The sequence below is a fragment of the Psychromonas sp. KJ10-10 genome (assembly GCF_047323245.1).
GTDB lineage: Bacteria > Pseudomonadota > Gammaproteobacteria > Enterobacterales > Psychromonadaceae > Psychromonas.
In genome coordinates this window covers 847,992-873,266 of sequence record NZ_CP178826.1, presented here as the reverse complement: position 1 = coordinate 873,266, position 25,275 = coordinate 847,992, and the positions used below count along the sequence as shown (strand labels likewise).

Here is a 25,275-nt window from a genome sequence, read left to right as displayed (position 1 = left end):
CGGCTTTTTACTTTTCCATTACTTACCAGACACTAACTTACTCATACATTAACTTACTCATATTTTCTTCGTTTAACTCCTGCACCGACTTTCTAGCAAGCATTCTAAAGGGCAACATTTTAATGATCTCTTCGAAGGGTTGCACTGCAAAGGCCCAAAATAATGAAGCATCAAAATATAACACCATTACCGCTAACAGAGGCAAAGATATTAACCACTGCCCCATAAAGTTAATTTTAAATACCGCAGAGGTTTTACCTAATGCGCGTAATACATTTCCATGTACTGTGTTATAGCCTCGCACATAAGCTAACAGGATATAAAGGGGAGCAATCACAGATAATGCTTGATAGGTTGACTCATCCAATTGAGTGTAAATATCATCAATAAAAACACTCAACAACACAAAACCAAAAGCACACACAATTGACATCACAATCGCAATATTAATACTTAGATTTATATTTTTTGGCAAACTATCAAGATTTTTCGCACCAATTGCTTGGCTGATCGTAATCGCTGAAGAGTGCGACCAAGTCAGCAATCAACTGTCCACCAGCTTGTATCCAAGGTAATACTAATGAGATAGCAACATAATGATTAAGTGACAACTGTGAATACAGTAATTGATAAATGGTTACTCCAATAGCAAGCATCATGACATTAACTGCGATTGGAAAAATTTCCATAAAGTGTCGTTTCATATTACCAATGAGTTGTTGCCAGACGGCCTTAAATATTGACACTATTGGCCAACTTTTGGTGAAGATGATGATAAGGGTGATGACGCCATTACTAAGAACTGCAAACTAATATGTTTGGCTAAATATAAAACTAACCCCAAATAACCTAAGCGAATACTGATACCAATAATACTGCCAAACGTCGCTTCTGCGACCCCCATTCCTTGAAAGTCACTAAAGCCATTTATTAAATAATAGGAGCAAACTATATTAACGGGTAACTCAATCAAATAGCCTTTAAAGGGTATTTTTGTTTTGCCTAGGCCATTAAATAACGCAATCATAACCTGAGTAAATGCGGTAAAAAATACCAGGTAACGTGCAATACCTAAGTAGTCATTAATTTGCTGATGCAAATCCTGATCATCGGTTAGCACTGCAATAATATGTTGATCAAAAATATCAGAAGCACCCAAAAAAATAGCGCGACCATCAAGTTAATCAGCATGCCTGAGCAAAAGGCCTTGCTTATGGAAGTATTAACGCCAGAACCAACCGCACGACTAATGACTAGTTGTGAACCACTGGCTAAAGCCAGCTGAATACCCAAAATAAATAACACTATGGTTGAAGCGATGGCCATAGCGGCTAGTGGGATTTCACCTAATGGCGATACAAGCAAAGTATCAATCATTAACATGGACTGCATTAGCATGGCATTTAATGCAAGAGGCCATGCTAATGATAAGTTATTACGAATATAGGGATGGGAAAACACGTTCTTTTCTCTTTAGATTACTGATAGCAATGACCGTTAATATGCACTCTAATAAAATAAAGCCACTAATTGCTATTATCCATTTGCCACTTTAGCTAAGCGCTGATTTTCATCATTTAATAAAAATGCAGATGCTGAACGTGCATTTTTATCATCACCTGACATGATTGCATCATAAATCATACGGTGCTCTTTTAAACAAAAGCGTTGACCTTTCGCTGAATAACCAATGAATTGTTTGAAAATCGTAGAAAGGATATTAGCAAAGGGTAAGTAAAATTGATTGCCCGTAGCAAGGTATATGGTTTGATGGAAAAGGTGGTCATTAATGATCCACTGATCGTAATCAATACTTTCAGCGGCATGGTTACCATTTTCTGGAATAGTTGAGATAAGACTTTACGTTGTTCTGCCGAAGCATTTAATGATGCTAAAGCACAGGCTTCGGGCTCAATTGCTTTTCTAAGCACTAAAAATTGTGAAAGAAATAACTCATTATCATCTAAGTCTTGAATCCATTCTAATAATTGCGGATCTAAAAAATGCCATTCACAACGAGGTAAAACGAGCGTACCAATTTTAGGTTTAGATTCAATTAAGCCCTTAGCCGATATCAATTTAGTTGATTCACGAATCGCTGTACGACTCACACCAAATTGTTTACAAAGTTCCATTTCATTAGGTAACTTTTCATTTTCTTTTAATTCGCCGGACAATATTTTTCGTGCAATTTGTCGAGCTACTTGAACATGAATGCGCTTACTAGATACTTCTAGTTGTGAGAATGTGGACATAGAAAAACCTCAAAAATTAAAAAAACCATGAATACTCTGCATTCAATTTAAGAAAATAGCAGTAATCTGGTGTTGTATTCTTTTGCAACTCTACTGACTTTGGTTATCTTGTATTAATAGCAAGTCTGATGATTAGAGATGAATTTGTTATATAAATTGAAGCGCTAATGGTCAGCCGAGTTTGCTCAAAAACGGTAAAAAGTGATTACCTTTAATCAAAATCAAGGTGCTTTAAAAAGCGAAGCTATCAACAAACCTTATGCCAAATATCGGCATCCCAGCCTGCAATAAATATAAAAAATCGAATAATAATAGAGATTAAGCAAAGGTTATTTTTATATCCTTTAATAATACAATAACACTAAAATATTGCAAGTGACAAAGCGCAGTTTATCGCCATTTGACAGGGTATTTGTGGTTTTATAGGGCAGAAAATTCATTGAAAAATAACAGTAAAAATAAATATTATTTTTTGATAATAATATGATAAGTTTAAATTTTGTATATTAGTTGGGGATTTAACAATGAAATGCTAAAATCCACTGTTAACTAGCCCAAATGTAAAAAATATATATATTTATTTGCTCACAGGAAAAACAATGACAAATACATTCAACTCAATTTCTGATTCAAAGCGCAGTTTACATGTACAAGTTGCACGTGAAATTGCCCGAGGCATTTTATCTGGTGAATTAATGCAAGGTTCAATTATCCCAGGTGAAATGGCCCTATGTGAGCAATTTGGCATCAGTAGAACAGCATTACGAGAAGCGGTAAAACTTTTAACATCAAAAGGATTATTAGAATCTCGCCCTAAAATTGGTACACGTGTTTTAAAGCGTGAATATTGGAACTTCCTAGACCCACAACTTATTGAGTGGATGGATGGCTTAACCGATAACGATGAATTTTGCGCCCAATTTTTAATATTACGTCGTGCTATTGAACCAGAAGCCTGCGCTTTAGCCGCAAAATTTGCCACAGTAGAGCGACGTATTGAGTTGTCAGAAGTTTTCCAACAAATGGTTGATATCGCCGAAGCTGAAGAATTTAATATGAAAGCGTGGATTAAAGTTGATACACATTTCCATAGCTTAATTTTTAATGCCACTGCAAATGATTTCTATCTACCATTTGGGCACATCCTTACCACTATGTTTGTTAATTTTATTAGTCATTCTTCACAGGAAGGTCGAACTTGTATTAATGAACATCGTCATATTTATGAAGCGATAATGGCGGGTAATGCTGAAAAAGCAAGACTTACTTCTATGGAACATTTACAGCCTTCAAATCACAGATTAGATGACGTAATACCAGCATAGAATTATAGTTGTTGAATTAAAGAACCTTTAATTTAAAGCCTCAAATGAAATGCCATTCATATAAAATGAATGGCATTTTTGATCATACTACTTTCTTTTTTCTTTCTATTTTAAAGCCTCAGGCAAATAAGAAAAGATCATCCCCGGACGGAAATATCGACCTGCTGTATACTTCATACCGGTATCTTGTAACCAAGAATGCAAGTTAGCGATCACTTCACTGTTCATATCAGTTATTGAGCTTGCCTTAATTAAGCTTTCAAACTGTTCAGCTGATTCAGTTAAAAAAGAATCAACACGCCCATCCGTTAATAAACAACCAACCTCTTTTAACGCCATTAAGCAATTTTTTGATTCTTCATTAGTGAGATTAAATTGCTCACTCAAATCAGATTCATTAACCACAACTGAACAATTGAACCCTTCTGGCGCCGCAAAGGGAATTTTAGCGCAGTTATATAAAGCATCATAAACGGTATCGATTAATTGCTCGGCTTGTTCCTGCTTGCCCGCTAAACGTAATGCACTGGCAACACTAAATTGCACACCAATCCACACATCCTGCGCTTGAAATTCTTCACAGGGAAAACCGTCTGCACATGTCATATTAGCAACACCCAGCTTGGGACTATTTATTTTAAAGTTATGTTCATAGATATAATCTAATGTACCTGTAACTTTATGCTGTTCAAATAATCCACCCAGTCCATTTAGTTTTTGGTAAGTATCAGCTAGCAAGGCATCCCCAAAACTATTGTCAGAATCAAGTGATAAGATTGATTGGTATGCCGCTGTAAATGCCTGCGGTGCAGTTTCAACTAGTAACTGTTTTTTCAAATGACGTAGTTCTTGCTTTGAGCATGGCTGTGGTAACTCAATGCCTATATCTTGCAATGACTGTGACCAACTAGCATCATCTAGATATTGGTTTAAAATTTTGATATCTGTAATTGCCTCACCAGTAACCGCTAAACCCAATGACTGCAAAGCCTCAATGCCCTTTCCAGTTAAATGTTTGACTTGAATAGGTGTGATAAAAAAGTGGAAATAGCCATTTTCTTCATCCCATAAACCTTGATTTAAGGTCTCTAATGCAACGACTTGCTTGTTGTTTAAATTGTGCTGATAAAGTATCTTTATCTAGCAACAAGGCAAGTTCATGCATGTGCATTTAACCCAGCAACCCACAGGCTTGCACAATAAATTGAAACCCCATGTGAGGCGAGATTATCAAAGGTATCATCTGTACCACGAGTTAAAGGTAACGTATCTCCCTGTGCAATTAAATTAGTTAAGTAATCAATGCTTTCTTGGACTGCATCCCAACAATCTATCACTAAGGACTTATCACCAGTTTGTTGGAAATGGCGATGTACCATTAAGATAAATTTAGGTGCGAGATCTTTCCATTCTTTAACATTGTGCCAACTGTAAGCATCGGGTTGAATATCAAAGGGTCGCCTAAATCATGAATAACCGCACCACGAATCGCACGTACACCTTCAAATTTAGGGTCGATCAATTGTGCATTTGGTTTATCTTCGTATTCCCAAAAACGGCGTAGCGTTGAGTCTTCAGCTAATATTGCCTTAGCAAACTCTTTCATTACACAGCCATCGATTTCCGGTAGTAAATACAAAAGAGAATAAGAACCATAAAAATACACATCAAGGGAATTGAAAAAAGGATAATCGACACACTCTTTAACCAGAAACTTATCTTCTACATTCCAAACCGATGACTCAGCAAGAAAAGACAATGTATTCATTGCCATAGTAGAAAACTTTAATGCTTTTTGCTGATCCTTAAAATTGTTTTTAGCAATCTCGTAGAAGCCATTTTGTCGCTCAACAATACGCCCTTCGATGGCATCAATTTGTGGCACAATATCTTCCATCATCGCAACCGCTCGGTTTTGCTTAGAATGATCTCGGTAATATTGCACATAGGCCTTTTCACTTAACCAATCCTGTAAGTGAATTTTACTGTGATCCATCACCTGAGAAAAACGAACTGACTGTGATTCACCTGGTTTTAACACAACTTGAATACAAACAATTGCCGACAGTGCTTCCCTTGCTGTATATATACCAGAATCGAAGTGTGCATTTACTCTACCCGTTTGTAATGCATCTAAAATAATGTCTTCTTCAGTGTTTGAATATAAGCTTGGCTTAACCGTTACCGTGACTTTATTTGCTTCTATTGCCTGCTGATCAACATCAATGCCAAATACGACATCTCCATCTATATCCGATGCGTAGGGTGATTCACTGCTAAGACAAACACCCGTAAAAGCACGCTCACTCTGGTAACTAAATTGATGTTTAACATGTTTTTGTTTAATCGGATTTTGGCTCAAATAACAGGCTGAATCCTGCACACTTGGGCGTGACTTATGATAGGTAGAACCAAGTAAATTTTTCAGTGACTGTACTAGGGTTACTGTTTTTTCTTGTTCTCCGTTATTAATTAATTCAAATTCATTCCAATGAATAGGTAAGGAACATAATTTCTTATCTCCCTTTACTACTGGCGAAACCACTTTACGTTTAATAGAAACCGTCTCAAATACATGGTAATCAAATTCAGCCATTGGATATAAGGCTTTAAAATCAATCGATGCACTCTCAATTGCTGTTATTTTTGTATGTGAAGAAGTAGCTGTTAATGATAGTGATTGAGCACTACTATTGATCAACAAGCCATTAAAAAAGTCCACTGCAACATTTACTTGAGTCAAAGGGCATGTTTCATCACTAGTAAGTAAAGCCTTACTTTTTTCACTAAACTCTACATTCCAGCGCTTAAATGCCTCTTTATTTTCCGAATAAAAATTGCCTTCAGTTAAAGCTAGTTTAATTTTTGTTAATAATTGCAACTCAGAAAGACTGTCATTTAATAATGGTGCGTTCTGACAACTCACAGGATAAAAACTTAAAAAATGCTTTAACTCAGTAAAATTACGAATAACAAGATTTTCAATACTATTGGCATCCGCTAAAGATACATAAAAATCATTAAAATTAAATTCATTGCTATTGTTATCAATAAAAATACCAGGGATAAAACTAAAATTAGGAGTGCTACCTAGAGGAGTCAATGTAAAGGTATTACCTATCCCGCCAACTGCGATACCAGTATTTTCTGGGGTTGTTGAAATCGGGGTATACCAAGGTTGAATAAACTCAACGGCATTACCCGGAGCACAGAGTTTTTGTGACTTATCATTAAAAGTCGTATAAGGAATTTGATTGTTCATACTTACAACCTATTGATTGAATTTAGTGATATTATCCGCCACAATATTGATTTAGGGAGGATAAAATGTTTTTAATTAATAGTGAAAAATTTGCTGAGTTTGATTGCGTTAATATAAGAAACAAAGCACAGGGCATCGAACTACAAATCATTCATGGTTTTGGTGCAATAATTAATAAATATATGGTCAACAACAGCCCTTTTTCCTTCATTCAAGGCTATTCTTCGGGACAGGAGCTAAATAAAACTAATCCCTTTTTTTCCCGTTCGGCAAAGCTGTTTCCCTTTGTTAATCGATTAAATAACGGCCATTACCAATACCAAAATAATGACTATCAACTACCAGCCAACTTCCCCTGGAGTGATCAACATGCTGTGCATGGATTAGTTTATAATCAACCATTTAGTCTTATTGAGCATCAAGCTACTAATGAATTTGCGATGCTAAAATTCTGCTTTCAATCCGATAAATTACACTCAGGTTTTCCCTTCTCTGTAAAGTTAGAGGTTGAATATAAAATACAGCTTGATGGGCAATTAACTTGCTCCACAAGCATAACTAATACAGGCACGACCACTTTTCCCTTCGCCGATGGCGCTCATCCTTATTTCAATTTAGGGCAAGCACTCAAACACTGTTTAATTGAAATGCCGAGTTGCCAAAAGCTTGAAAATACTGATGGCCTTCCTAACGGTCAGCTTCAGGTTTTTGAGCAATTTATTAAACCAACTTCACTTGCTGATATTAACTTTAATGACTGTTACCAATTTCCAGAAGGTAGCCAAACTGATCCATCTATTAACCTGTATTTGTCACGTCAAGATAAGCAAGCCAAACTGCATTATTGGCAAAATAATATTGAGTTTAATGGTTATCGATTCTTACAACTCTATACGCCTTCCGAGGAAGAAACGATTGCCATTGAACCTATGACCAGCCCTGCCGATGCCTTTAATAATAAAATAGGCTTACAAGAACTTGCCCCACAAAAATCTGTAACTTTAGTTTGGGGATGTCAGGCAAGTTACCTAACATCTCAATAAACGTTCATCATTAAACGTAATGAGATCTAGCAAGTGACCTCATTACGCAAGCCGTTCTTACTCTAAAAAGTTAACCTAAAACAACTTCAACTATATGTTGCCCTGAAGTAAATATCGGTGCTTTATTACCAGCAATCAATTCACCATCAACGCGCATTTCTTTCACGCCCTTGCAAACTGCATTTGGGTTAGTAACACGAATATCGTAACTGCCACCACGGAACTTACGTTGCACCGTAAAGCTCGGCCAATTAGCCGGAATACAAGGGTCAATAAGCAGGCCATCAATTTCAGGGCGAATACCTAAAATCCACTGAGTACCGGCAATATAAGTCCAAGATGCCGTACCTGACAGCCATGCGTTTCGTGCTAGGCCAAATTTCTCATGTTCATCACCCAAAATATTCTGTGGATAACAATAAGGTTCTGACTCAAAAGTCAGTAACGACTCATTTTTAGAAGCTGGATTAATTTGACGGTAATATTCATAGGCACGATCACCGTTACCCATTTTTGTTTCTGCAATCATCACCCAAGGGTTTGAATGCAAGAAAATACCGCCATTTTCTTTAGCCCCTGGCGGGTAAGTAGAAACACCACCTAAACGTGGGTCAAAACCGTTATAACCCGGACCTGATAACTTAATGCCGTTCTGAGTATTTAATTTATTATTCACCGAGTTCAAAGCTTGATGTGCACGCTCTTCTGTTGCAAAACCAGAGATTACCGACCAGCTTTGCGCATTAGTATAAATTTGTCCCTGCTGGTTAGTATGAGAACCAATCGGTTGACCTTGCTCATCGTAATAACGCAGATACCAATCGCCATCCCAAGCAAGATCATTTAATACTTTACTCATGTTTGTATATTGTGCTAAAAATTTATCACCTAATTCACTGTCATTACGCACATTACAAAGGTCTATCATGTCCTGTAAGGCTTTACCGTACATGTTAGCAATCATCACTGATTCGGCACCTGTCGGTAAATTCACCGTATCATTCCAATCTGCAAATCCTAATAGCGGTAAACCATGCTGACCGGTATTACTATTAGTAAACTCAATGGCGCGACACAGATGATCCCAAACCGTACCTTCCTGTAATGGTTTTTCATGTTTATCTTTTTCATAATAAGGGATCACCTTATTAAGGAACTCACTATCACCTGTTTCTTTAACATATTGCGTGATTGCAAACACAATCCAGAGATGATCGTCTCCATAATAATTAGGACGATCTTCCTCTTCGCGAGAATCACCTTCATTAGCCTCCATAGTTGATGGGAAAAATTGATGCATCGCAGAGCCATTTATTTTTTGTACCGATAATAAACGCTCTATAAATTCACGCGCTTCTTCAGGCATATGTGTTACCACACCAAGAACATCCTGAGAAGAATCACGGAAACCAATGCCACGAGCGCCATAACCAAGTTGATACAAAGAAAGGTAACGCGACCAGTTTTTAGTGGTATGACATTGACGCGGATTATGTACATTTAACATTGAATTCATTGACGCATCTGGCGTTTCAACGGTTAAGGTATCAAGGTAACTTTCCCAATTTTGATGCAGTTCGGTAAAGGCAAGATCCACCTGTTTATGATCTCGGTATTTAGCTAATAAGGGTTCAGCTTTTGCTAAGCTTTGCATTTGTGTCAGTTGCACCACGGTACGTCCTGTTTGTGTTGCACTTAACCAGCCTAGACGTAGATTTAATGCACCAATGTTATCACCACGGGAACATTCAGAATTTGTTAATTCATCGGCATTAATCGCACCAGGCGCAGACCAACTACCGTAACCTAAATCACCTAAAAATTGTTGGCGGTCGCCATCAAAAGACGTTGCAACACGATCCGCTGTCATTAAGTTTACTGCCGTATCACGCTTCATAAACGCGTACTGTTCAAGAACCAGTGTGGCCAGTTTCCTGAGTATGCGCTTTTAAGGTCATTGTTTGTGGCACCCAGTCGGCATTAAGCAATTGCTTTAATGCATCAAAATGAGTGAACTCATAAACAGGGATCACGTCAATATGAAGCTCTTTATTAGAGATATTAGTAATCTTAATATCCTGCAATAACACGCCATCCTTTTTAGGCACAAAAAAGGTAACATCACAGCGAATGCCATAAGCCTCTGAAATAAATTGGCTATATGACAAACCCGTATGGTTCTCAAACTTATCCAGTGGTTTCAAGGTTGGTGTGTAAAACGGAGAAAACACCTCAACATTACCGGCTTTATCACGTACCTTAATATAAAGCGTTGAGCCTTTAAATTCAGAGTTAGGTAACTGCGTTATATACTTAGTAATACGGTTTAAAGCAGGGTCACCTTTGCACAATAAAACCCCACCGTTGCTATCAACAATGCCACCAAAATTTAAGGTACCAACATAATTACACCACTTGATTGGTGTAATAGGTGTCGTGGCGACATACTCTTTTTTGTTATCATCAAAATAACCAAAGTTCATTTTTCTACCTCATAGTCTTTTATAAAAATTAATGTCTATTAACACCGATTCAAAGGGGTGTTTTTCAGAAAATAGACAGCATCAACTCGGGCTCACATAAAGACACCCGCAGACGTTACGATATTTATTGTCTTTTAACTAAAGCGCTAAAGATTGCTCAGTGGCTGAGTCAAACAAATGGATAGCATCTAAATCGATAAACAATTTACTATCTTCAGACACGACCTCTGTAGCCGCGATTTCAACCACAAAGTCAGCTTTGCCTACTTTTGTTTTCAATAAAATGCTCGCACCTAATAACTCTTTTTCTTTGATGGTGACAGGGCATTCAAAAACACGATCATGGTCAATATGTTCAGCACGAACATGAATATCTGTAGGTCTAATGCCCATACATACTGATAAATCTTTTTTCGCTTGATGAGTAAAACGTTCAGGAAGAGGAATACGTAGTGTTTCTAATTCAACAAACCATTGACCAGCTTCTTCGATTAGCTTGGTATCAATCATATTCATCGCAGGATTACCGATAAATTGCGCCACAAACTTATTCGCAGGTTTCTGGAAAACCTCTGTTGGCGTACCAACCTGTGCTACATAACCTTCGTTTAAAATCACAATACGATCCGCCAGTGTCATGGCTTCAATTTGGTCATGAGTCACATAGATGGTGGTGGTTTTTAATGTTCTGTGAAGCTCTTTCATTTCTTCACGCATCACACCACGTAATTTTGCATCGAGGTTAGACAGTGGCTCATCGAATAAAAATACTTTGGGAGTACGTACCATTGCACGCCCCATTGCAACTCGCTGTCTTTGCCCACCGGATAACTCTTTCGGTTTACGATTTAATAAAGGCTCAAGCTCAAGTATTTTTGACGTCTTTAATACCTCAACATCAATCTCAGCCTTAGGCATGCCTTTTAATTTTAGTGCAAAGGCGATATTTTCATAAACCGTCATGTGTGGATAAAGTGCATAACTTTGGAATACCATCGCTAAATCACGGTTTTTAGGATCAACGTTATTAATCAGACGATCATCGATATAAATCTCACCTGAAGTAATAGTTTCTAGCCCTGCTAACATACGTAGCGTGGTTGATTTACCACAACCCGAAGGGCCAAGGAAAACAACAAACTCACCATCTTCCACTGTAAAGTCGAAATATTTAACAACTTCAACATCGTCATAGGATTTTTTAATATCTTTAAAAATTACTTTAGCCATTAGTTCTCTCCACAGTGTTGTTATTAATCATTCTCTAAACACAAACACTGTCTTTATAATTTTTGATTGCCACTTATCACTTTGATAAAGCACCAACATGAAATAGTTAATTAGGCTCATGCTCCCATGAGCCTTAGTTATTATGTTTTTAGCCTTTTACAGCACCTGCGGTTAGTCCACTGATCATCTGCTTGGAGGCGAATAAATAAGTCACCAAAATAGGTAGAAGCGAAATAGTTGTTCCTAGCATCACAGAGCCCCAAGGTGTATTTGGTATACCCTGTACACTTCGTAACGCCTGGGTGATCACATAATGATCTGGCGAGTTTAATACCACTAAAGGTTGCATAAACATGTTCCAGAAAAATACAAACTGGACGATAGCAAGTGTTGCTAATGCAGGTTTCATTAAAGGTAAAACAACACTCCAATAGGTACGGAACTCTCCCGCGCCATCCAATTTTGCGACTTCCAATAATTCTTTAGGAATCGAAGAAACAACGTGTTGACGAATTAAAAAGATACCAAAGGGTGTCGTCGTAAACGGAAGCCATACCGCAATATGGTTATCCAATAATCCTAGAAACTGCACGATCAAGAAATAAGGGATCAAACTTAAAACCGGTGGGATCATCATTGATCCAACTAGCATCGCAAATAAGGCATTCTTTCCTTTAAATTTAAACACAGCAAAGGCATAACCACCCATGCTACAAAATAAAAGGGAAATGGTTGTGCCTACAAAGGCAACATAAATACTGTTAAACATTGCTTGCCAAAAAGGCATAATCTCTAACAATTTTTGATAGTTAAAACCTAAGCTATCGCCAATCATAAAACTAATGCTTGTTCCAAATATTTCTGTTCTGTCACGTGTTGATAACAGAGCAGACCAAAAGAAAGGGAAAACGGTAATAATCGCCGACACTATCAGTATCGCGACCAGTATCACCAAAGCAATTTTAGTTAGTATTTCTGTTGTGTTTTTCTCAGGCATATTATCGCTGGTAATATTTTGGCCCGTCACCTTTTGATTAGGTTTTGTCAGTGCGTTTGTGCTCATGTTAATGCCCCTCTAAGCCTTTTTTACCAAAGAATACAAATTGAATCGTGGTGAAGAATGCAATCATAGCGAACAATAACCACGAGATTGCCGAAGCCGTTCCCATCTCTAACCATTCCCAACCAACTTTATAGAGATACATTGAAATGGTTAATCCCGCTTGACCAGTACCACCTGTTCCTTTAGTTAATACAAAGGGTTCTTCGAATAATTGTAAGTTACCAATAATGGTCATAGTGACCGCAAAGAAGATAAACGGACGGATCATCGGCAAAGAGATATGCCAGAAACGATGGAAGAAGTTAGCGCCGTCCATGCGTGCGACTTCCAGGATTTCCTTAGGAATTGTCATCAAACCTGTTGTGTATAAAACGATGTTAAAACCGGTATATTTCCAGAACACCATAAAGGCAATCGATGGTTTTAACATTTCAGAGGTGTCTAACCAACGAATCGGTTGATACTGATTAGTCCACTCCAATGCCCATCCTAAGTACCATGAATCAGCCAGTGCCATTAAGGACTGGTTGATAATCCCTGAGTTTGGCGAGTACATATTGAAGAAAATCAATGATGCGGACAACCGTTGAGGTAATGTAAGGTAAAAAGTAAGCCGACGTTAACCAATGACGTAATCTATCGCCCTGCGATACTAATATATAAGCAACAGGGATAGCGACAAGGTGTTGTGCAATACCAGAGGTTAATGCTAACCAGAAAGTATTTTTCAATGAACGCCATAACCATGGGTCAGTCAGCGCAATATAATAATTTTCGCCACCCACAAATTTCATGGCGACAAGTCCTTCCACAGGGTTCCACTGATGAAAAGAAAGAAAAATAGAAAAAAGTAATGGAAATACACCAAATACAGAGAAAATAATTAAAAATGGCAATAAAAATCCGTAAGGAGAAAGTATGTTCCAGTTAAAGCCTGGCTTTACATCCTGTTCCGATTTTATCGGTGTTGCCTCTACAGTTGTTTTCATTATAAGGACCTTTAAAATGAAGGTGCCGCAGGTGCACCTTCAACATTTAATTTTAGTTATTACATATTACGTGTACGACGTTTAATTAAACGCTCAGCTTCCGCAAGCGCCTCTTTAATGTCTTTACCTTCATCCAGAACTTGCATTAATGCATTTTCTAAAATGATTGAACGTGCAATATGATCGCCTTTGCCTGGTTGAACAGGTTTAATGTTCTTCGCTACTTCAGCAAATACTTGACGTGCTTTTTGTCCACCTAAGAATTCAATAGGTTGCTCAAAAAGTGCGTCGTCATAAGTGGTGATGTTAGATGGGAAAGCGACAATCGTTGCAAATGCAGTCAATTGTGTTTCTGGGTTAACTGTCATGTATTCAATTAACTCCCAAGCTTGGTCTGGATTTTTAGACTGTTTAGGAATTGAAAGGAATGAACCACCCCAGCTACCGTAAATGCCATCTGGAAGGTTTGAAACTGCCCAGCTACCCGCTGTATCTGGTGCAATCCAGTTTTTCAAATGACCTAATAACCATGCACCAGAAAGTTGTGTTGCGAAAGTGCCATTTCTGAAACCTTCGTACCATTCATTTGACCAAGCAGTGATACGCGCATCAAGGCCATTGTCACGAATTGTTTTTGCTACCGTAAAAGCTTTTACAAAACGATCAGAGGTCACAACAGATTTACCCTCTTTATCAAAGTACAGACCTTCACCCTCTGGCACAGTAGTAAAAATAATCGCCTGCGCAACATCAGTCGCTGATGCAATTAAGTAAACGCCGTCTTTTTTCAAGGTTTTACCTAGTTCAATATACGCGTCCCAATCTTTAATTGAGGCATCTAATTTAACCCCTTCTTTTTTGAAAATATCGGTGCGGTAATACATAACACCAGGACCAAGGTCTACAGGTATACCATACATACCACCGTCAGCACCTTTGCCCTGTGCCCATGCATAAGGTGCAAAGCTTTCAGCGTATTTATCTGCACCGTATTTTTCTGATAAGTTAACTAAGCCACCTGACGCAACAAAAGGACCGATTTTTTCAACATCAACCACAATCACATCACCTGCACCTGAACCGGTTGCTAAGTTAGTGGTTAATTTAGTGTGGTGATCACCATGGTTATTCATCAAGTAATCAACTTTAATGCCTGTCTTTTTCTCAAAATCTGGTAAGAATACTTTTAGACTACTATCAAAGTCAGGAAAACCATCAAAACGGATTTTCTCATCAGTTGCATTAGCGGCAGACGTCGCGCCTAATGCAAGGGCACTTAAAAGTACTATATTCTTCAATTTCATTTTAATATCCTTTAATTATTTATATTGAGGGTGGTGTGTAAATCTTTAACTGAATTTCTTATTACAAGTGAAGGTAGCAATCTAAAGCTAACCTCACTCTTCTTCTTACTTAATTTTTGAATAATTAGTTGTGCTGATTCCAAGCTCATCTGTTCAATCGGAAAGCTAACCGATGTTAATTTTGGGGTCATATAACGCGCAAAATTAATATCATCGAAGCCCACTAGTGAAACTTGTTCTGGTATTGAATAACCTTCTGCCATTAATACTTCAGCAAGCACCTAAAGCAATGTAATCATTAGAGGCAAATACCGCAGTAAACTGACAACCTCTATTTAATATTTTACGCATCGCTCTTGCGCCACCAGCTTCTGTAAAATCACCTTCGGTAACCAACACATAATCGAATGCAATGCCGGCTTCATAAAGTGCATTTCTGTAACCTTGTAAACGTGCTCTAGCATCTGATTTATCTAAAGGCCCAGTAATAAAAGCAATATTTTCATGGCCCATTTTTAATAAATACTGGGTGACTAACTTGCCACCCAATTCATTATCAATACTGATACAACTGGTGTTCATTTCCGGAATAAAACGATTTAAAACCACTAAAGGTACGCCTGATTCCTGTAATTCAATAAGGTAATCATCGGAAAGTTGATGCGCATGTACAATCAATGCATCGACTCGTCGACTTAATAAAAAGGTTACTGACTCCTTCTGACCTTCTTCAGTATTTGAGCCTGCACTAACAATCACGTGATAACCTAATTTACGAAGTTGTGTATCAATCACATCAAGAATGGTTGAATAAAAAGGACCACCTAATTCAGGAACAATAACACCAACACTGCCAGTACGACTGCTTGACTGAGCTTGAATAATAGAATGCGGGCGATATCCTAATTCTTTAATCGCTTTAACAACATTCAATTTCTTATCGTGGCTCACGCGATCAGTGCCATTGATGACTCTAGAAACTGTCGCCTGTGAAACCCCCGCTAACTCAGATACATCTTTAAGTGTTGCCAATCGAACCTCATCAACTCATAAAAACATGAAACCATTTTTTCGTTGAAGAGAGTATTATGATTATGAGGCGGTTATTCTGTGAGCAAGATCGCAGCGGAGAGGCTGTATTTTTTAGACATTTTAAAATATCGAGAACTTCAGCAGTTTTAAATTACGCCATGAAACAGTTTCATAAATTGTTTCATGGCGTAATACCCATAACCATGGTAGCTATGTGCCTATTTAGCAAGGTATAAATACTTATTTCATGAAACAAATTCATAATGTATTTTCAAGATAACATACCCTTCACAGTTCCAAATTAAGACCATTTCTTAATCACATTTATTATATCTATCGCTATAAATCCTATCTTCATAGGGTTATATCCAATGTAAATTTAATCACTTAGTGAGGATTTATGCTCAATAGAAATAAATTGATATTACTGATTGCTTTAAGCGCACAGGCTTCAACATCTATGTCTGATGAAATGATACGTAACGGAAGTTTCACTAATGGTATCGATGGTTGGTGGACATCTGGCGGAAACATAATAGTGAAAGATCAACGGGCCTGTATGCAAATAGCGAATCCAGGTGAAAACCCGTGGAGTGTTATTATTGGCCATGCCGGCATTGGTCTAGAGAAAGGGGAAACCTATCAGATCCGCTTTGATGCCTACGCTAATATAGATACCCAAGTGAAAACCTTAATACAGCATGAAGGCCCTCCTTATACCCATCACTTTGTGACTGATACGGTTATTTCAAGTGCTAAACAACCTTATCACTATACCTTCACACAAGAGCAAGATAGTGATGCAGGCGCAGAGTTTCAATTTCAAATGGGCGCTCAAAAGGAGGCAGATATTTGTATTAGCAATGTTTCAATAGATGGAAAACCTTATATAGAAACGGATACAAAATCTGCTATTCGCCTAAACCAACTGGGCTTTTTACCTAAAGCAGATAAATTTATCTTTGTCGCTTCTGAGTCCAAAGAACCTTTGAGATGGACTTTACAAAACCAGCAAGGCATTAATATCGACCTTGGTCGCACTAGCATTTTTGGTTTAAATAAAGCATCGGGCGAACATTTACACCGCATTGACCTGTCTTCAATAACAGCAGAACAAAAAAGACTTTCCATTAAAGTAGGAGAGCACAAAAGTACCAGTTTTGATATTAGCCCCTCTATTTATCAAGACTTAAAATATGATGCCTTCTCTTATTTCTATCAAAATAGAAGTGGCATTAACATTGAAGAAGAATTTGTACAACGACCCGACTTAGCAAGACCTGCTGGCCACCTAAAAGATCTAGTTACCTGTTATAACAAGAAAGATGCCTGGGGAAATGATTGGCCAGGATGTGATTTTAGTATTGATGTTAGTCGCGGTTGGTACGATGCAGGCGATCACGGAAAATATACGGTGAATAGTGGTATCAGCACTTGGACATTATTAAACCTATACGAACGAGGCAAATGGCTAGCGACAGCAGACATTCCATTAGTGACAGAAAAAGCGCTTATTCCAGAAGATAGCCAAACTGAAAAAGCAGTTAATCCGGTTCTTTCAGAAGCAAGATGGAATATAGAGTTTATGCTCGCAATGCAAATTCCAGAGGGCAAAATCGTTTCCGTACCTCTTGCTAATCAATCTAATAGCAAAACCTTAAACCTGACTAAAATCGATGCGTCACACCTCGCTTTTCATAAAGTCGCCGATGAAGTTTGGACAGGCATGCCCTTACCGCCACATAAAGACGATAAAACCCGTTATGTTGGCCAGCCGACAACAGCCGCAACTTTAAACCTTGCAACCATAGGTGCTCAATGTTCACGGATTTGGTCAGACATTGATCCTGATTTTGCAAAACAATGTTTAACTGTTGCAGAGAACGCTTGGCAAGCGGCGCAAAAATTTCCCGAAATTTATGCCTATGATAACTTTACCGGTTCAGGCCCCTACGATGATTTTTCTTTAACTGATGAATTTTATTGGGCAAGTGCTGAGCTGTTTATCACAACGGGAAAAAATGAATATCAAGAATTCCTTAAAGCCAGCCCACATTACTTAGAAACGCCACTCGGTAACCTTGCCTCACAGGGTGATATTTTCTGGCAATATACAGCGCCTTTAGGCACCATCAGTTTAGCAATTGTGCCTAATCAACTTGGTACAAAAAGCATAAATCTCGCGCAACAAAATATAATAAAAACAGCCAAAAGCTATCAGGTGCAAATAGACAATGAGGGTTACCGTATTCCTTATTCTGTTGAGCAATATCCCTGGGGGTCTAATTCAAATTTAGTCAATCGCGGTTTATTCCTTATTTACGCAAATGACTTCACTGCGGATATAAGCTTTGTAAAAGTAGCCAGCAATGCCATGGATTATCTACTTGGCGCTAACCCAATGGATATTTCTTATATTACTGGTTATGGCATTCGTTCTGCACAAAATCCACACCATAGATTTTGGGCAAAAAGTGCTGACGAAAACTCCCCTTCCCCAGCACCCGGCGCATTAGTCGGCGGACCCAACTCAATCAATTTTTCTGATCCGATTGCGTGCCACAATGAAAGGCAAGTGCATCGGCCAAACCTGCTACCGCGATAATATTGGTGCATGGACGTTAAATGAAATCACCATTAACTGGAATGCTCCACTATTGTGGCTTGCTACTGCACTGGATGAAGGCAAATTAAATGAATAAGCCTAAATAATCAGAGCAAGATATGATGAATCCCGAGTGGTTATGTTGAACTTTTTTCATCATAACCACTTTTATTATCAATGGATTATAATAAATTCATTGCAAAACCAACCATTAAAAAAATTATTGTTTATCACTTTGATTTATAACTTATTGGGTTGCGGAAGCTCTGGAACTAGCAATGATCCTGTAACGTTAACAACCAGTTATTACAGCGATCTTTGTGCATGGAATCAGCAAGGAGGACTACAGCTAATAAAAGCATTGATTCCGGTTGAATGATGTAACCAGTACGAAAAAGTTAATTGATATACATCAGTTGAAGGTTATATCTATTATGTATAAATTTTTACTAATAAATTAGATACTTAACTATCAATTTAAAATTGAGATAGGTATCACCCTAATACCTATCTCATTTCATAGTATTAATGAATACGCATGGAAGAGATTGATATTCATAAAAAATTCACATACTGTAGGTTTATTTTTAATTTAGATAGGTGGCGTGAGGTTTTGCGTCATGTGACACCTATAAACCTGTTAGCAAATTAGCATTAAAGTAGCTAATCAACATTAAAAATCGAGTTATTCAACGCTCAGTAGCTAGCAGAAAAACAGAACCTTCTATGATCAAATAATATGAATACAGAATTTATATTTCACACAATGTGAAAATATAAATGAGGCTCAACTTCACCAAATTGAAACACGAGGAAAGTACAATGCAAGACCCTTGGGCGACTGGTAATAGTGACGAGAAAAAAACACAAATATTTTGGGAAGAAAACTACCCACAAGCAGTGGATAATGTAGGAGTGAAATTATTATTCTTGCGAGGAATGTTATCAAGGGCGCTTATTCATTCTGACGGGGACTCTAATGAAAAAGAAATTCAGTTCGTCAATAAACTTCCAAAAATGATCATTGGAGAAACAAAAGAAAAACGCGATATTTTTTGTGCTGGGATAAAATGCCATCATGATAAAAAGATATCTAACTTAAAAGTAATCTCCCTCTGCTCTCAACTCAAAAATAAATCTGAAAACAGAAACACAATCAAAATGCTTTTGAAAATTTCAGTCGCAGATGGTTTATTAGATAAAGGGGAATACACGTTTATTAAACAACTTGCTCAACTATTTGAGCTAAACATTCCAGATTTTGATGATTTAGCAAGTACATTAAACTTAGATACTAGTAATTTAAAAAAAGATAAAATAATTCGTACTACAGGTCATGTTGCTAGCAAAATTGGAAAAGGTGCAATCGTAGTCGGAGGTGTTTTATTAACGGTATTAATGAAGATTTTAGATGAAGCTGATAATTCAAAAAAAACAGATAAATCACCAGCCAAGAAAACAGTTAAAAAGCCTCCTTCCCAACGTCGTCGAACATAAAATGTTGCCTCAACTGTGAATTTTATGGGGGCTCGGGTAGAGAACTAAATCAAGCAATGAAAATGATTTACTACACAGATAAAAAAGGTAAGTCGTCGCCATTCCAAAAGTGCTTTTAAAAATACTTATATACAACCAAAGCTTTCTTGTAAGTCATGGCAAAGGTGGTCAGGTGTCAGTGGATAGAATTCAGAAGTACAAACAAACTTTCCACTTACGTTGTTCATAGAAAGACAGTAGCTGTAGCTATTGTTCAGGGGAAATTTTTTAGGAAAAACCAGAACTTCCCCATGACTTCAAGCTTATTTACGTATTTAAATGAAACTAAAAAGGATTTTCAATGATCGACTTTAATAATAAAGGCTTTTTTAAACTTAAGCAGAATTCTGATTATGCAGATAAAGTAAGTGAATTTCTTTTAGAAGATGAGCACATAATTGATTCATATAAATCTATGCGTGATGGTGTTGTATTTACAAGTAAAAGAATAATAGCAGTAAACGTCCAAGGAATTACGGGAAGTAAAAAGGACTTTACTACTTTACCTTATAAAAATATTGTTGCTTATTCTGTTGAAACGTCAGGTACATTCGATCTTGATTCTGAGCTGGAAATATACTTTTCAGCTGTGGGTAAAGTTAAATTTGAATTTACGGGGAAGACATCAATGCTAGAAATTTCAAAAATAATTTCAAGTTACTTGCTATAGCCTTACTGAATATTTGCTAACAAGGCCATTAAATCGGACAAAAAACAGTTGGCTATTGTTCGTGCCTCACAAATTTTAGCCAACTATTTTAGCCGTTTATGGCTGGCGTTAGCCATCTATCTGATTACTGTGATATGGGAGTTTCTATGCTTGGAATAAAAAACAGATCTGAAAGCTGGCGTATGTCTAAGCTATTTATAGATAATGGTGGTATAAAATTAGCTAATAAACTTGCTAATAGAATATTGGGTAATGCTGGGTATTGCTCTGATTCTCTCATTGAGTATGAGTTGTTTTGGACGGGGTTTCGTGACTTTTGCAACGAGGCAAAGCATAAAAGAACTGATAAAGCTTTTATTGATGAAGTGGTAAGCATATATAATGAAAATTTTGAAAAATTAGACGAAGAAATTGAGAAATATAATAAATCAGGAAAAACAAAGCTAAGAATAAACGAAGGTAAATATAAAGAAAATTACCAAATAAATGAAACATCAAAAGGTGTTTTTATAAACAACTTGTTCTCTACCGAGATTGATCTTGTTATTAAAGCTGGTAAATACATATTAATTGGTGAATTTAAAGATACTCAATCGTTTAATGCCAAATCTGACTACGTACTGGTTCATCAATTAGTTAGGCAATATGTAATGTCCAGAGTGCTAATGGATTTAATCGGCAAAAATGATTACATAATCATCCCGTTTGTAGTTACAGAGAGAAATGTGAATAACAATTCACAAATTCAACTTATGCAAGATTTGAAGTGGTTAATACCTGAAAACATATTATCTTGGTCTGATGTGAAAAATGGCTAATCGGGTAGCCGAAGGTATCTAGCCTTCAGCCCCCACACCACCCTGCATGCGGCTCCGCACAGGGCGGTTCATCTTCCTTTATGAAAAAACCACGAGGGTCAAAAAAACCACGAGGGTCAGATCTTTCATTTTGAAAGCGCAATAATCCAGTTTATTTAGTTTCATAAGCACCTCTACAACTCAGATTAATCAATCATTTATTGAAAATAGAAAAATCTATTTGAATCTCAAGTAAATATAAAATACTGTGTTTATATAATTAAAATTCTGGTCGAGAATGAGAAATTCTACAGCCTCGTTAGACACTACTGTAATTTCAAATTTTTAATGGATATTAAAATGACTAAAAATATTGTAATAGAAGATCATGTTGTTCCTCAACTATTCACAACAGCAATTGAAGCTTATGAGTTTGAGCATAAAGCACATAAAAATGGAAAGTCGTATAAAAATTTAGAAACATTTGGTCTTTTATGGGGGTATTCAATCCCTCAAAAAGGAAATTTGCCTGCGCGAATAGTTGCAACTATGGCTACAGTGGAAACATCAGCATTAAGGCATCAAGATTGGGTAAAACCTGATTTAAATTCGATAATAGCGAAGAAAAGTTTTTTTGAAAAATATTGGCCAAACATTGAATTAGTTGGGACTTTTCATTCTCATCCTTATGAAAGCTTAACTGAAGTAAATGAGATAAAGGGGTGGAGAGCTTCAGATGGAGATAAAGAATTTTGGCCTTGGTTTCATGAATTTGTTTCACCAGAACAACCATTATTAGCCCACTTGATTATAACAATTAGTAAACTAGAAAAAAAGGTTGGGCATATCCTGACCGTTTAAAGGGTAGAGAAGAAAATAAAGGGTATGTTCTTTCTGCAGAAGATAGGAAGTTATGGCTACGTTCATACTCAACAGATACATATTTTGCGGAAGAAGGTGGTGATTTAATTGTTGAGTTTGCAGATGACTTACAATTAGAAATTCCAGCCCTTCAAAATAGGTTCTGGTAAAAGAGTGTAAGCTTGGTTATTTGCTTTTAATAAACCCCGTTATTTAACGGGGTTTATATTTCTGAATTGCAAAATACTGGCTAACGTAAAATTGCGGCTCAGCTTATTTATCTGATTTCTCTGGCAACATACGCGTTAGCGTATCATCTTTTTGTACAAAGTGATGGTATAACGCGGCGCCTGCATGCATAGCAATTAGAATCCAAAGTACCCAAGCTCCACTGATATTTTTATGGAAGAAATCCCATTTCTTTTCCCATACATCCCACTCAGTGTTGAATAATTCTAAAATCCACTGTCCTAAACCGGTTTCACGAAATGTAGGAATCTGGAAAAATCCATAATCAATTGAACCTCCGAAGCCAAACCATCCTGAAATAGGCATTGCAAACATAAAGAAATATAGAACCCAATGCATCCAGTGCGCGGTATTAGCCTGCCACTTTGGCATTACAGGCATTTTAGGTTGAGTATTCATGAATCTCCAGATAATACGAAGAGTAGCCCAAATGAGTACGCTAAAACCAATTGCAATATGTATATTAATACTAGAACGGAAAAGTGGATCTTCATTGTCTAAAAACCATATCTTATAATATATGATCACATAGGCGACCAGAAAGCAAAAAGCGACCAACCAGTGAAACCATTTTGCAATGTCGCCATAAGTTGTTTTAGTATTCTTAATCATAGTTTTTCTTCTCTCTATAGATATTAAAAGACGCTAATTATTCTAATATTAGCTTAAAATGGTTTTTACTTATTTAACAATAAAGCTATTTTGACGTTTCAAAATTTTGGATAAACTACAATATTCGTTTTGCATTCATGCCTCTATCACTTCGACCATACCTATATCAATGCGGCTACCGCCTTCAAATTCAGTAACTAATACAATCTGCAAAGTTAAAGAAAGGTGCACGAGCTGTGCTTTCGAATTGGCACAGCTAATTATTAGCACTTACTAACTCCCAATCCATATAAACTGCTATTTGAATTGCTTTTTCATATGATTTAACAGATTAGAAATAAGGTTCCTTTTTGGAAAATTATTCTTAAATGAATTCCCGACAATTTATTTAAAGCAAAATATCAGCTACATGGTTAACTCAAGGTTAAGAAAAGGTTAAAAGTATGTATACCCGTTACCATTCAATTTAATCAATCATTTACTGAAAGTTTAATAATCCATTTGAGTATTAACTCAATGTGAATTACTGTGGTTTTATTATTTAGGGGTGAAAATGAGAAATTCTACAGCCTCGTTATACATTCCTGCACAAATAAGGTTTCTATGTTTGAATTTAAGACTATCGCTCTTTTTGGCATTACTGCAATAGCAGAAATTGTTGGTTGTTATCTGCCTTATCTTTGGCTTAAACAAGATAAAAGTATCTTTCTTTTAATTCCAGCGGCATTAAGTTTGGCGTTATTTGCATGGCTACTTACACTGCATCCAACTGCGAGTGGTCGAGTTTATGCCGCCTATGGTGGGGTATATATTTTTGTCGCTTTATTTTGGCTTTGGTTAGTTGATGGTGTAAAACCAAGTATGTGGGATCTTGTTGGTGGTTTGGTTGCATTATTAGGCATGGCAATCATTATGTTTGCTCCTAAAAATGTATAAAGGGTGTCGGGTTAGCATCACCATAAGTGCATGAGCTTTCATTTTGACTTGAGCGATAAATCCCTCTCAATATCGTCTATTCGACAGGCCAGTTATTTATATGCTGTTTCCAATTTTATTTATTATTTTTATCGCTGTGATTTGGTTTCTTGGTTGGTATATCTCACCAGACAGAGCATCACAACCTAGAAAGTTACGAAGATTTGTTGCAATGTCATGGATTTTATTTCGCCGGATGATTGCTTTTACTGGCGCGCTATTAAGCTTAATTTTTATTTATTTTGTATGGATTTCAACTGGAAATACAATCATAGACAAAATACTAATAAGCCTTGCTCTTATTGCCATGTCTGCTTTTTTTATATTTGTTGGCATTGTAGGGTTAGAAAAACATGGAAGTAGTCTTGAGTTATATAGAAGAATTAAGAAAAAATATAAAATTCGTTGGTAAAGGCTTAACAAATAAAACTCGAGAAGGACTATTTTTCTTAAAAGTGAAATTCTACTGTCTTGTTATGTACACATGGAGAAATTATGAAAGTTGTTAGCATTGAAGAAAAACAAATAGTCGGCATATCAGTAAGAACAACTAATGCAAATGAGATGAACCCTGAAACAGCCAAAATAGGAAAAGCATGGCAAAAATTCGACAGGGAGATTTCTGTCAATTATCAAGCAGGTGAAAGGGTTTATGGTGTTTATTACGACTATGAATCTGATGCTAATGGTGAGTTTAATGTATTAGCAGGCACTGAAAAAGCTACTGATTCTGTTGATAAAGTGGCTGTTGATAAAGTAACTATTCAAAAGGGAAAATATTTAGTCTTTGAAGGTAAAGCTACATCACCTGATGATAATGCACGAGTACAAGCAGTTATCAATACTTGGGGCGAAATCTGGGCTTACTTTAGCAATGAAGAGTCAGTATATAAAAGAGCGTTCACAACAGATTTTGAGCATTACAAAGATCAAACTGATATCGATATATATATTTCAATTGTATAAATGAAGCGCTTAAGAAGA

At 36.9% G+C, this 25,275-nt stretch carries 26 protein-coding genes and 3 pseudogenes; 10 read left to right on the top strand and 19 right to left on the bottom strand.

The window, feature by feature from the left end:
• Nucleotides 1–37: 37 nt before the first annotated feature.
• From ACLKMH_RS05065 to ACLKMH_RS05045, 5 genes and pseudogenes are all read right to left on the bottom strand, one after another.
• Nucleotides 38–475, bottom strand: coding sequence for a hypothetical protein (locus ACLKMH_RS05065; RefSeq protein WP_413702260.1), 438 nt, complete (start codon nucleotides 473–475; stop codon nucleotides 38–40).
• Between the two features lie 4 nt (nucleotides 476–479).
• Nucleotides 480–746 carry a hypothetical protein gene (locus tag ACLKMH_RS05060; RefSeq protein ID WP_413701108.1) on the bottom strand — a complete coding sequence of 89 codons (267 nt, stop codon included), beginning with the start codon at nucleotides 744–746 and terminating at the stop codon, nucleotides 480–482.
• Nucleotides 746–1,377 (bottom strand): annotated as a pseudogene (locus ACLKMH_RS05055) (MATE family efflux transporter). Before ACLKMH_RS05055 ends, ACLKMH_RS05060 begins: the two are co-directional and overlap by 1 nt.
• Before the next feature lie 273 nt (nucleotides 1,378–1,650).
• A pseudogene (locus tag ACLKMH_RS05050) lies at nucleotides 1,651–1,791 on the bottom strand (GntR family transcriptional regulator); the annotation flags it as partial.
• A 293-nt stretch (nucleotides 1,792–2,084) separates the two neighbouring features.
• Nucleotides 2,085–2,255: pseudogene (locus ACLKMH_RS05045) on the bottom strand (FadR/GntR family transcriptional regulator); the annotation flags it as partial.
• A 599-nt stretch (nucleotides 2,256–2,854) separates the two neighbouring features.
• Between ACLKMH_RS05045 and ACLKMH_RS05040 the strand changes: the two are divergent.
• Nucleotides 2,855–3,580, top strand: coding sequence for a FadR/GntR family transcriptional regulator (locus tag ACLKMH_RS05040; protein WP_413701107.1), 726 nt, complete (start codon nucleotides 2,855–2,857; stop codon nucleotides 3,578–3,580).
• 105 nt (nucleotides 3,581–3,685) lie between these two features.
• Here ACLKMH_RS05040 and ACLKMH_RS05035 read toward each other — a convergent pair whose 3' ends face one another.
• From ACLKMH_RS05035 to ACLKMH_RS05025, 3 genes are all read right to left on the bottom strand, one after another.
• Entirely contained in the window at nucleotides 3,686–4,567 is an 882-nt protein-coding gene (locus ACLKMH_RS05035) for a GH116 family glycosyl hydrolase (protein WP_413701106.1), read from the bottom strand.
• A gap of 170 nt (nucleotides 4,568–4,737) precedes the next feature.
• Complete coding sequence (locus ACLKMH_RS05030; protein ID WP_413702259.1) at nucleotides 4,738–4,965, bottom strand: GH116 family glycosyl hydrolase; 228 nt, start codon at nucleotides 4,963–4,965, stop codon at nucleotides 4,738–4,740.
• Nucleotides 4,959–6,842 (bottom strand): GH116 family glycosyl-hydrolase, encoded by a 1,884-nt coding sequence (locus tag ACLKMH_RS05025; protein WP_413701105.1) that lies wholly within the window; start codon nucleotides 6,840–6,842, stop codon nucleotides 4,959–4,961. Before ACLKMH_RS05025 ends, ACLKMH_RS05030 begins: the two co-directional genes overlap by 7 nt.
• Before the next feature lie 65 nt (nucleotides 6,843–6,907).
• Between ACLKMH_RS05025 and ACLKMH_RS05020 the strand changes: the two genes are divergently transcribed.
• Entirely contained in the window at nucleotides 6,908–7,885 is a 978-nt protein-coding gene (locus tag ACLKMH_RS05020) for an aldose 1-epimerase (protein ID WP_413701104.1), read from the top strand.
• 70 nt (nucleotides 7,886–7,955) lie between these two features.
• Here ACLKMH_RS05020 and ACLKMH_RS05015 read toward each other — a convergent pair whose 3' ends face one another.
• The 9 genes from ACLKMH_RS05015 to ACLKMH_RS04975 form a co-directional block, all read right to left on the bottom strand.
• Nucleotides 7,956–9,782, bottom strand: a complete 1,827-nt coding sequence (locus ACLKMH_RS05015; RefSeq protein ID WP_413701103.1) for a GH36-type glycosyl hydrolase domain-containing protein — start codon at nucleotides 9,780–9,782, stop codon at nucleotides 7,956–7,958.
• A gap of 13 nt (nucleotides 9,783–9,795) precedes the next feature.
• Complete coding sequence (locus tag ACLKMH_RS05010; protein ID WP_413701102.1) at nucleotides 9,796–10,368, bottom strand: hypothetical protein; 573 nt, start codon at nucleotides 10,366–10,368, stop codon at nucleotides 9,796–9,798.
• Between the two features lie 138 nt (nucleotides 10,369–10,506).
• Nucleotides 10,507–11,598 (bottom strand): ABC transporter ATP-binding protein, encoded by a 1,092-nt coding sequence (locus ACLKMH_RS05005; protein WP_413701101.1) that lies wholly within the window; start codon nucleotides 11,596–11,598, stop codon nucleotides 10,507–10,509.
• Between the two features lie 148 nt (nucleotides 11,599–11,746).
• Nucleotides 11,747–12,661: a carbohydrate ABC transporter permease gene (locus ACLKMH_RS05000; protein ID WP_413701100.1), complete on the bottom strand. Its 915-nt coding sequence runs from the start codon at nucleotides 12,659–12,661 to the stop codon at nucleotides 11,747–11,749.
• A 1-nt stretch (nucleotide 12,662) separates the two neighbouring features.
• On the bottom strand, nucleotides 12,663–13,178 hold the full coding sequence (locus ACLKMH_RS04995; RefSeq protein ID WP_413701099.1) for a carbohydrate ABC transporter permease: 516 nt from the start codon (nucleotides 13,176–13,178) through the stop codon (nucleotides 12,663–12,665).
• The gene (locus ACLKMH_RS04990) at nucleotides 13,165–13,650 is read right to left on the bottom strand and encodes a carbohydrate ABC transporter permease (RefSeq protein ID WP_413701098.1); all 486 of its coding nucleotides are present in this window, start codon (nucleotides 13,648–13,650) and stop codon (nucleotides 13,165–13,167) included. The genes ACLKMH_RS04995 and ACLKMH_RS04990 overlap by 14 nt, the downstream gene beginning before the upstream one ends.
• 59 nt (nucleotides 13,651–13,709) lie before the next feature.
• Nucleotides 13,710–14,954, bottom strand: a complete 1,245-nt coding sequence (locus tag ACLKMH_RS04985; RefSeq protein WP_413701097.1) for an extracellular solute-binding protein — start codon at nucleotides 14,952–14,954, stop codon at nucleotides 13,710–13,712.
• Nucleotides 14,955–14,965: 11 nt separating this feature from the next.
• On the bottom strand, nucleotides 14,966–15,217 hold the full coding sequence (locus ACLKMH_RS04980) for a substrate-binding domain-containing protein (protein WP_413701096.1): 252 nt from the start codon (nucleotides 15,215–15,217) through the stop codon (nucleotides 14,966–14,968).
• Between the two features lie 7 nt (nucleotides 15,218–15,224).
• Nucleotides 15,225–15,986, bottom strand: coding sequence for a LacI family DNA-binding transcriptional regulator (locus ACLKMH_RS04975; protein WP_413701095.1), 762 nt, complete (start codon nucleotides 15,984–15,986; stop codon nucleotides 15,225–15,227).
• 400 nt (nucleotides 15,987–16,386) lie between these two features.
• On the opposite strand from ACLKMH_RS04975, the gene ACLKMH_RS04970 reads away from it, so the two are divergent.
• The 5 genes from ACLKMH_RS04970 (at nucleotide 16,387) to ACLKMH_RS04950 (ending at nucleotide 22,455) form a co-directional block, all read left to right on the top strand.
• Nucleotides 16,387–18,591, top strand: coding sequence for a glycoside hydrolase family 9 protein (locus tag ACLKMH_RS04970; RefSeq protein ID WP_413701094.1), 2,205 nt, complete (start codon nucleotides 16,387–16,389; stop codon nucleotides 18,589–18,591).
• Nucleotides 18,592–19,413: 822 nt separating this feature from the next.
• Nucleotides 19,414–20,088, top strand: a complete 675-nt coding sequence (locus ACLKMH_RS04965) for a TerB family tellurite resistance protein (RefSeq protein WP_413701093.1) — start codon at nucleotides 19,414–19,416, stop codon at nucleotides 20,086–20,088.
• A 340-nt stretch (nucleotides 20,089–20,428) separates the two neighbouring features.
• Nucleotides 20,429–20,797 carry a PH domain-containing protein gene (locus ACLKMH_RS04960; protein WP_413701092.1) on the top strand — a complete coding sequence of 123 codons (369 nt, stop codon included), beginning with the start codon at nucleotides 20,429–20,431 and terminating at the stop codon, nucleotides 20,795–20,797.
• A 146-nt stretch (nucleotides 20,798–20,943) separates the two neighbouring features.
• Nucleotides 20,944–21,615 (top strand): hypothetical protein, encoded by a 672-nt coding sequence (locus tag ACLKMH_RS04955; protein WP_413701091.1) that lies wholly within the window; start codon nucleotides 20,944–20,946, stop codon nucleotides 21,613–21,615.
• 339 nt (nucleotides 21,616–21,954) lie between these two features.
• Nucleotides 21,955–22,455 carry a hypothetical protein gene (locus tag ACLKMH_RS04950; protein ID WP_413701090.1) on the top strand — a complete coding sequence of 167 codons (501 nt, stop codon included), beginning with the start codon at nucleotides 21,955–21,957 and terminating at the stop codon, nucleotides 22,453–22,455.
• A 273-nt stretch (nucleotides 22,456–22,728) separates the two neighbouring features.
• On the opposite strand, the gene ACLKMH_RS04945 is transcribed toward ACLKMH_RS04950, so the two are convergent.
• Nucleotides 22,729–23,316: a cytochrome b gene (locus ACLKMH_RS04945; protein WP_413701089.1), complete on the bottom strand. Its 588-nt coding sequence runs from the start codon at nucleotides 23,314–23,316 to the stop codon at nucleotides 22,729–22,731.
• A 135-nt stretch (nucleotides 23,317–23,451) separates the two neighbouring features.
• Nucleotides 23,452–23,586, bottom strand: coding sequence for a hypothetical protein (locus tag ACLKMH_RS04940; protein WP_413701088.1), 135 nt, complete (start codon nucleotides 23,584–23,586; stop codon nucleotides 23,452–23,454).
• A 333-nt stretch (nucleotides 23,587–23,919) separates the two neighbouring features.
• Between ACLKMH_RS04940 and ACLKMH_RS04935 the strand changes: the two genes are divergently transcribed.
• From ACLKMH_RS04935 to ACLKMH_RS04925, 3 genes are all read left to right on the top strand, one after another.
• A complete protein-coding gene (locus tag ACLKMH_RS04935; protein ID WP_413701087.1) occupies nucleotides 23,920–24,252 on the top strand; it encodes a YnfA family protein in 333 nt (110 codons plus the stop codon).
• A gap of 100 nt (nucleotides 24,253–24,352) precedes the next feature.
• Nucleotides 24,353–24,703, top strand: a complete 351-nt coding sequence (locus ACLKMH_RS04930; protein WP_413701086.1) for a hypothetical protein — start codon at nucleotides 24,353–24,355, stop codon at nucleotides 24,701–24,703.
• Nucleotides 24,704–24,786: 83 nt separating this feature from the next.
• Complete coding sequence (locus tag ACLKMH_RS04925; RefSeq protein WP_413701085.1) at nucleotides 24,787–25,257, top strand: GyrI-like domain-containing protein; 471 nt, start codon at nucleotides 24,787–24,789, stop codon at nucleotides 25,255–25,257.
• Nucleotides 25,258–25,275: the final 18 nt, after the last annotated feature.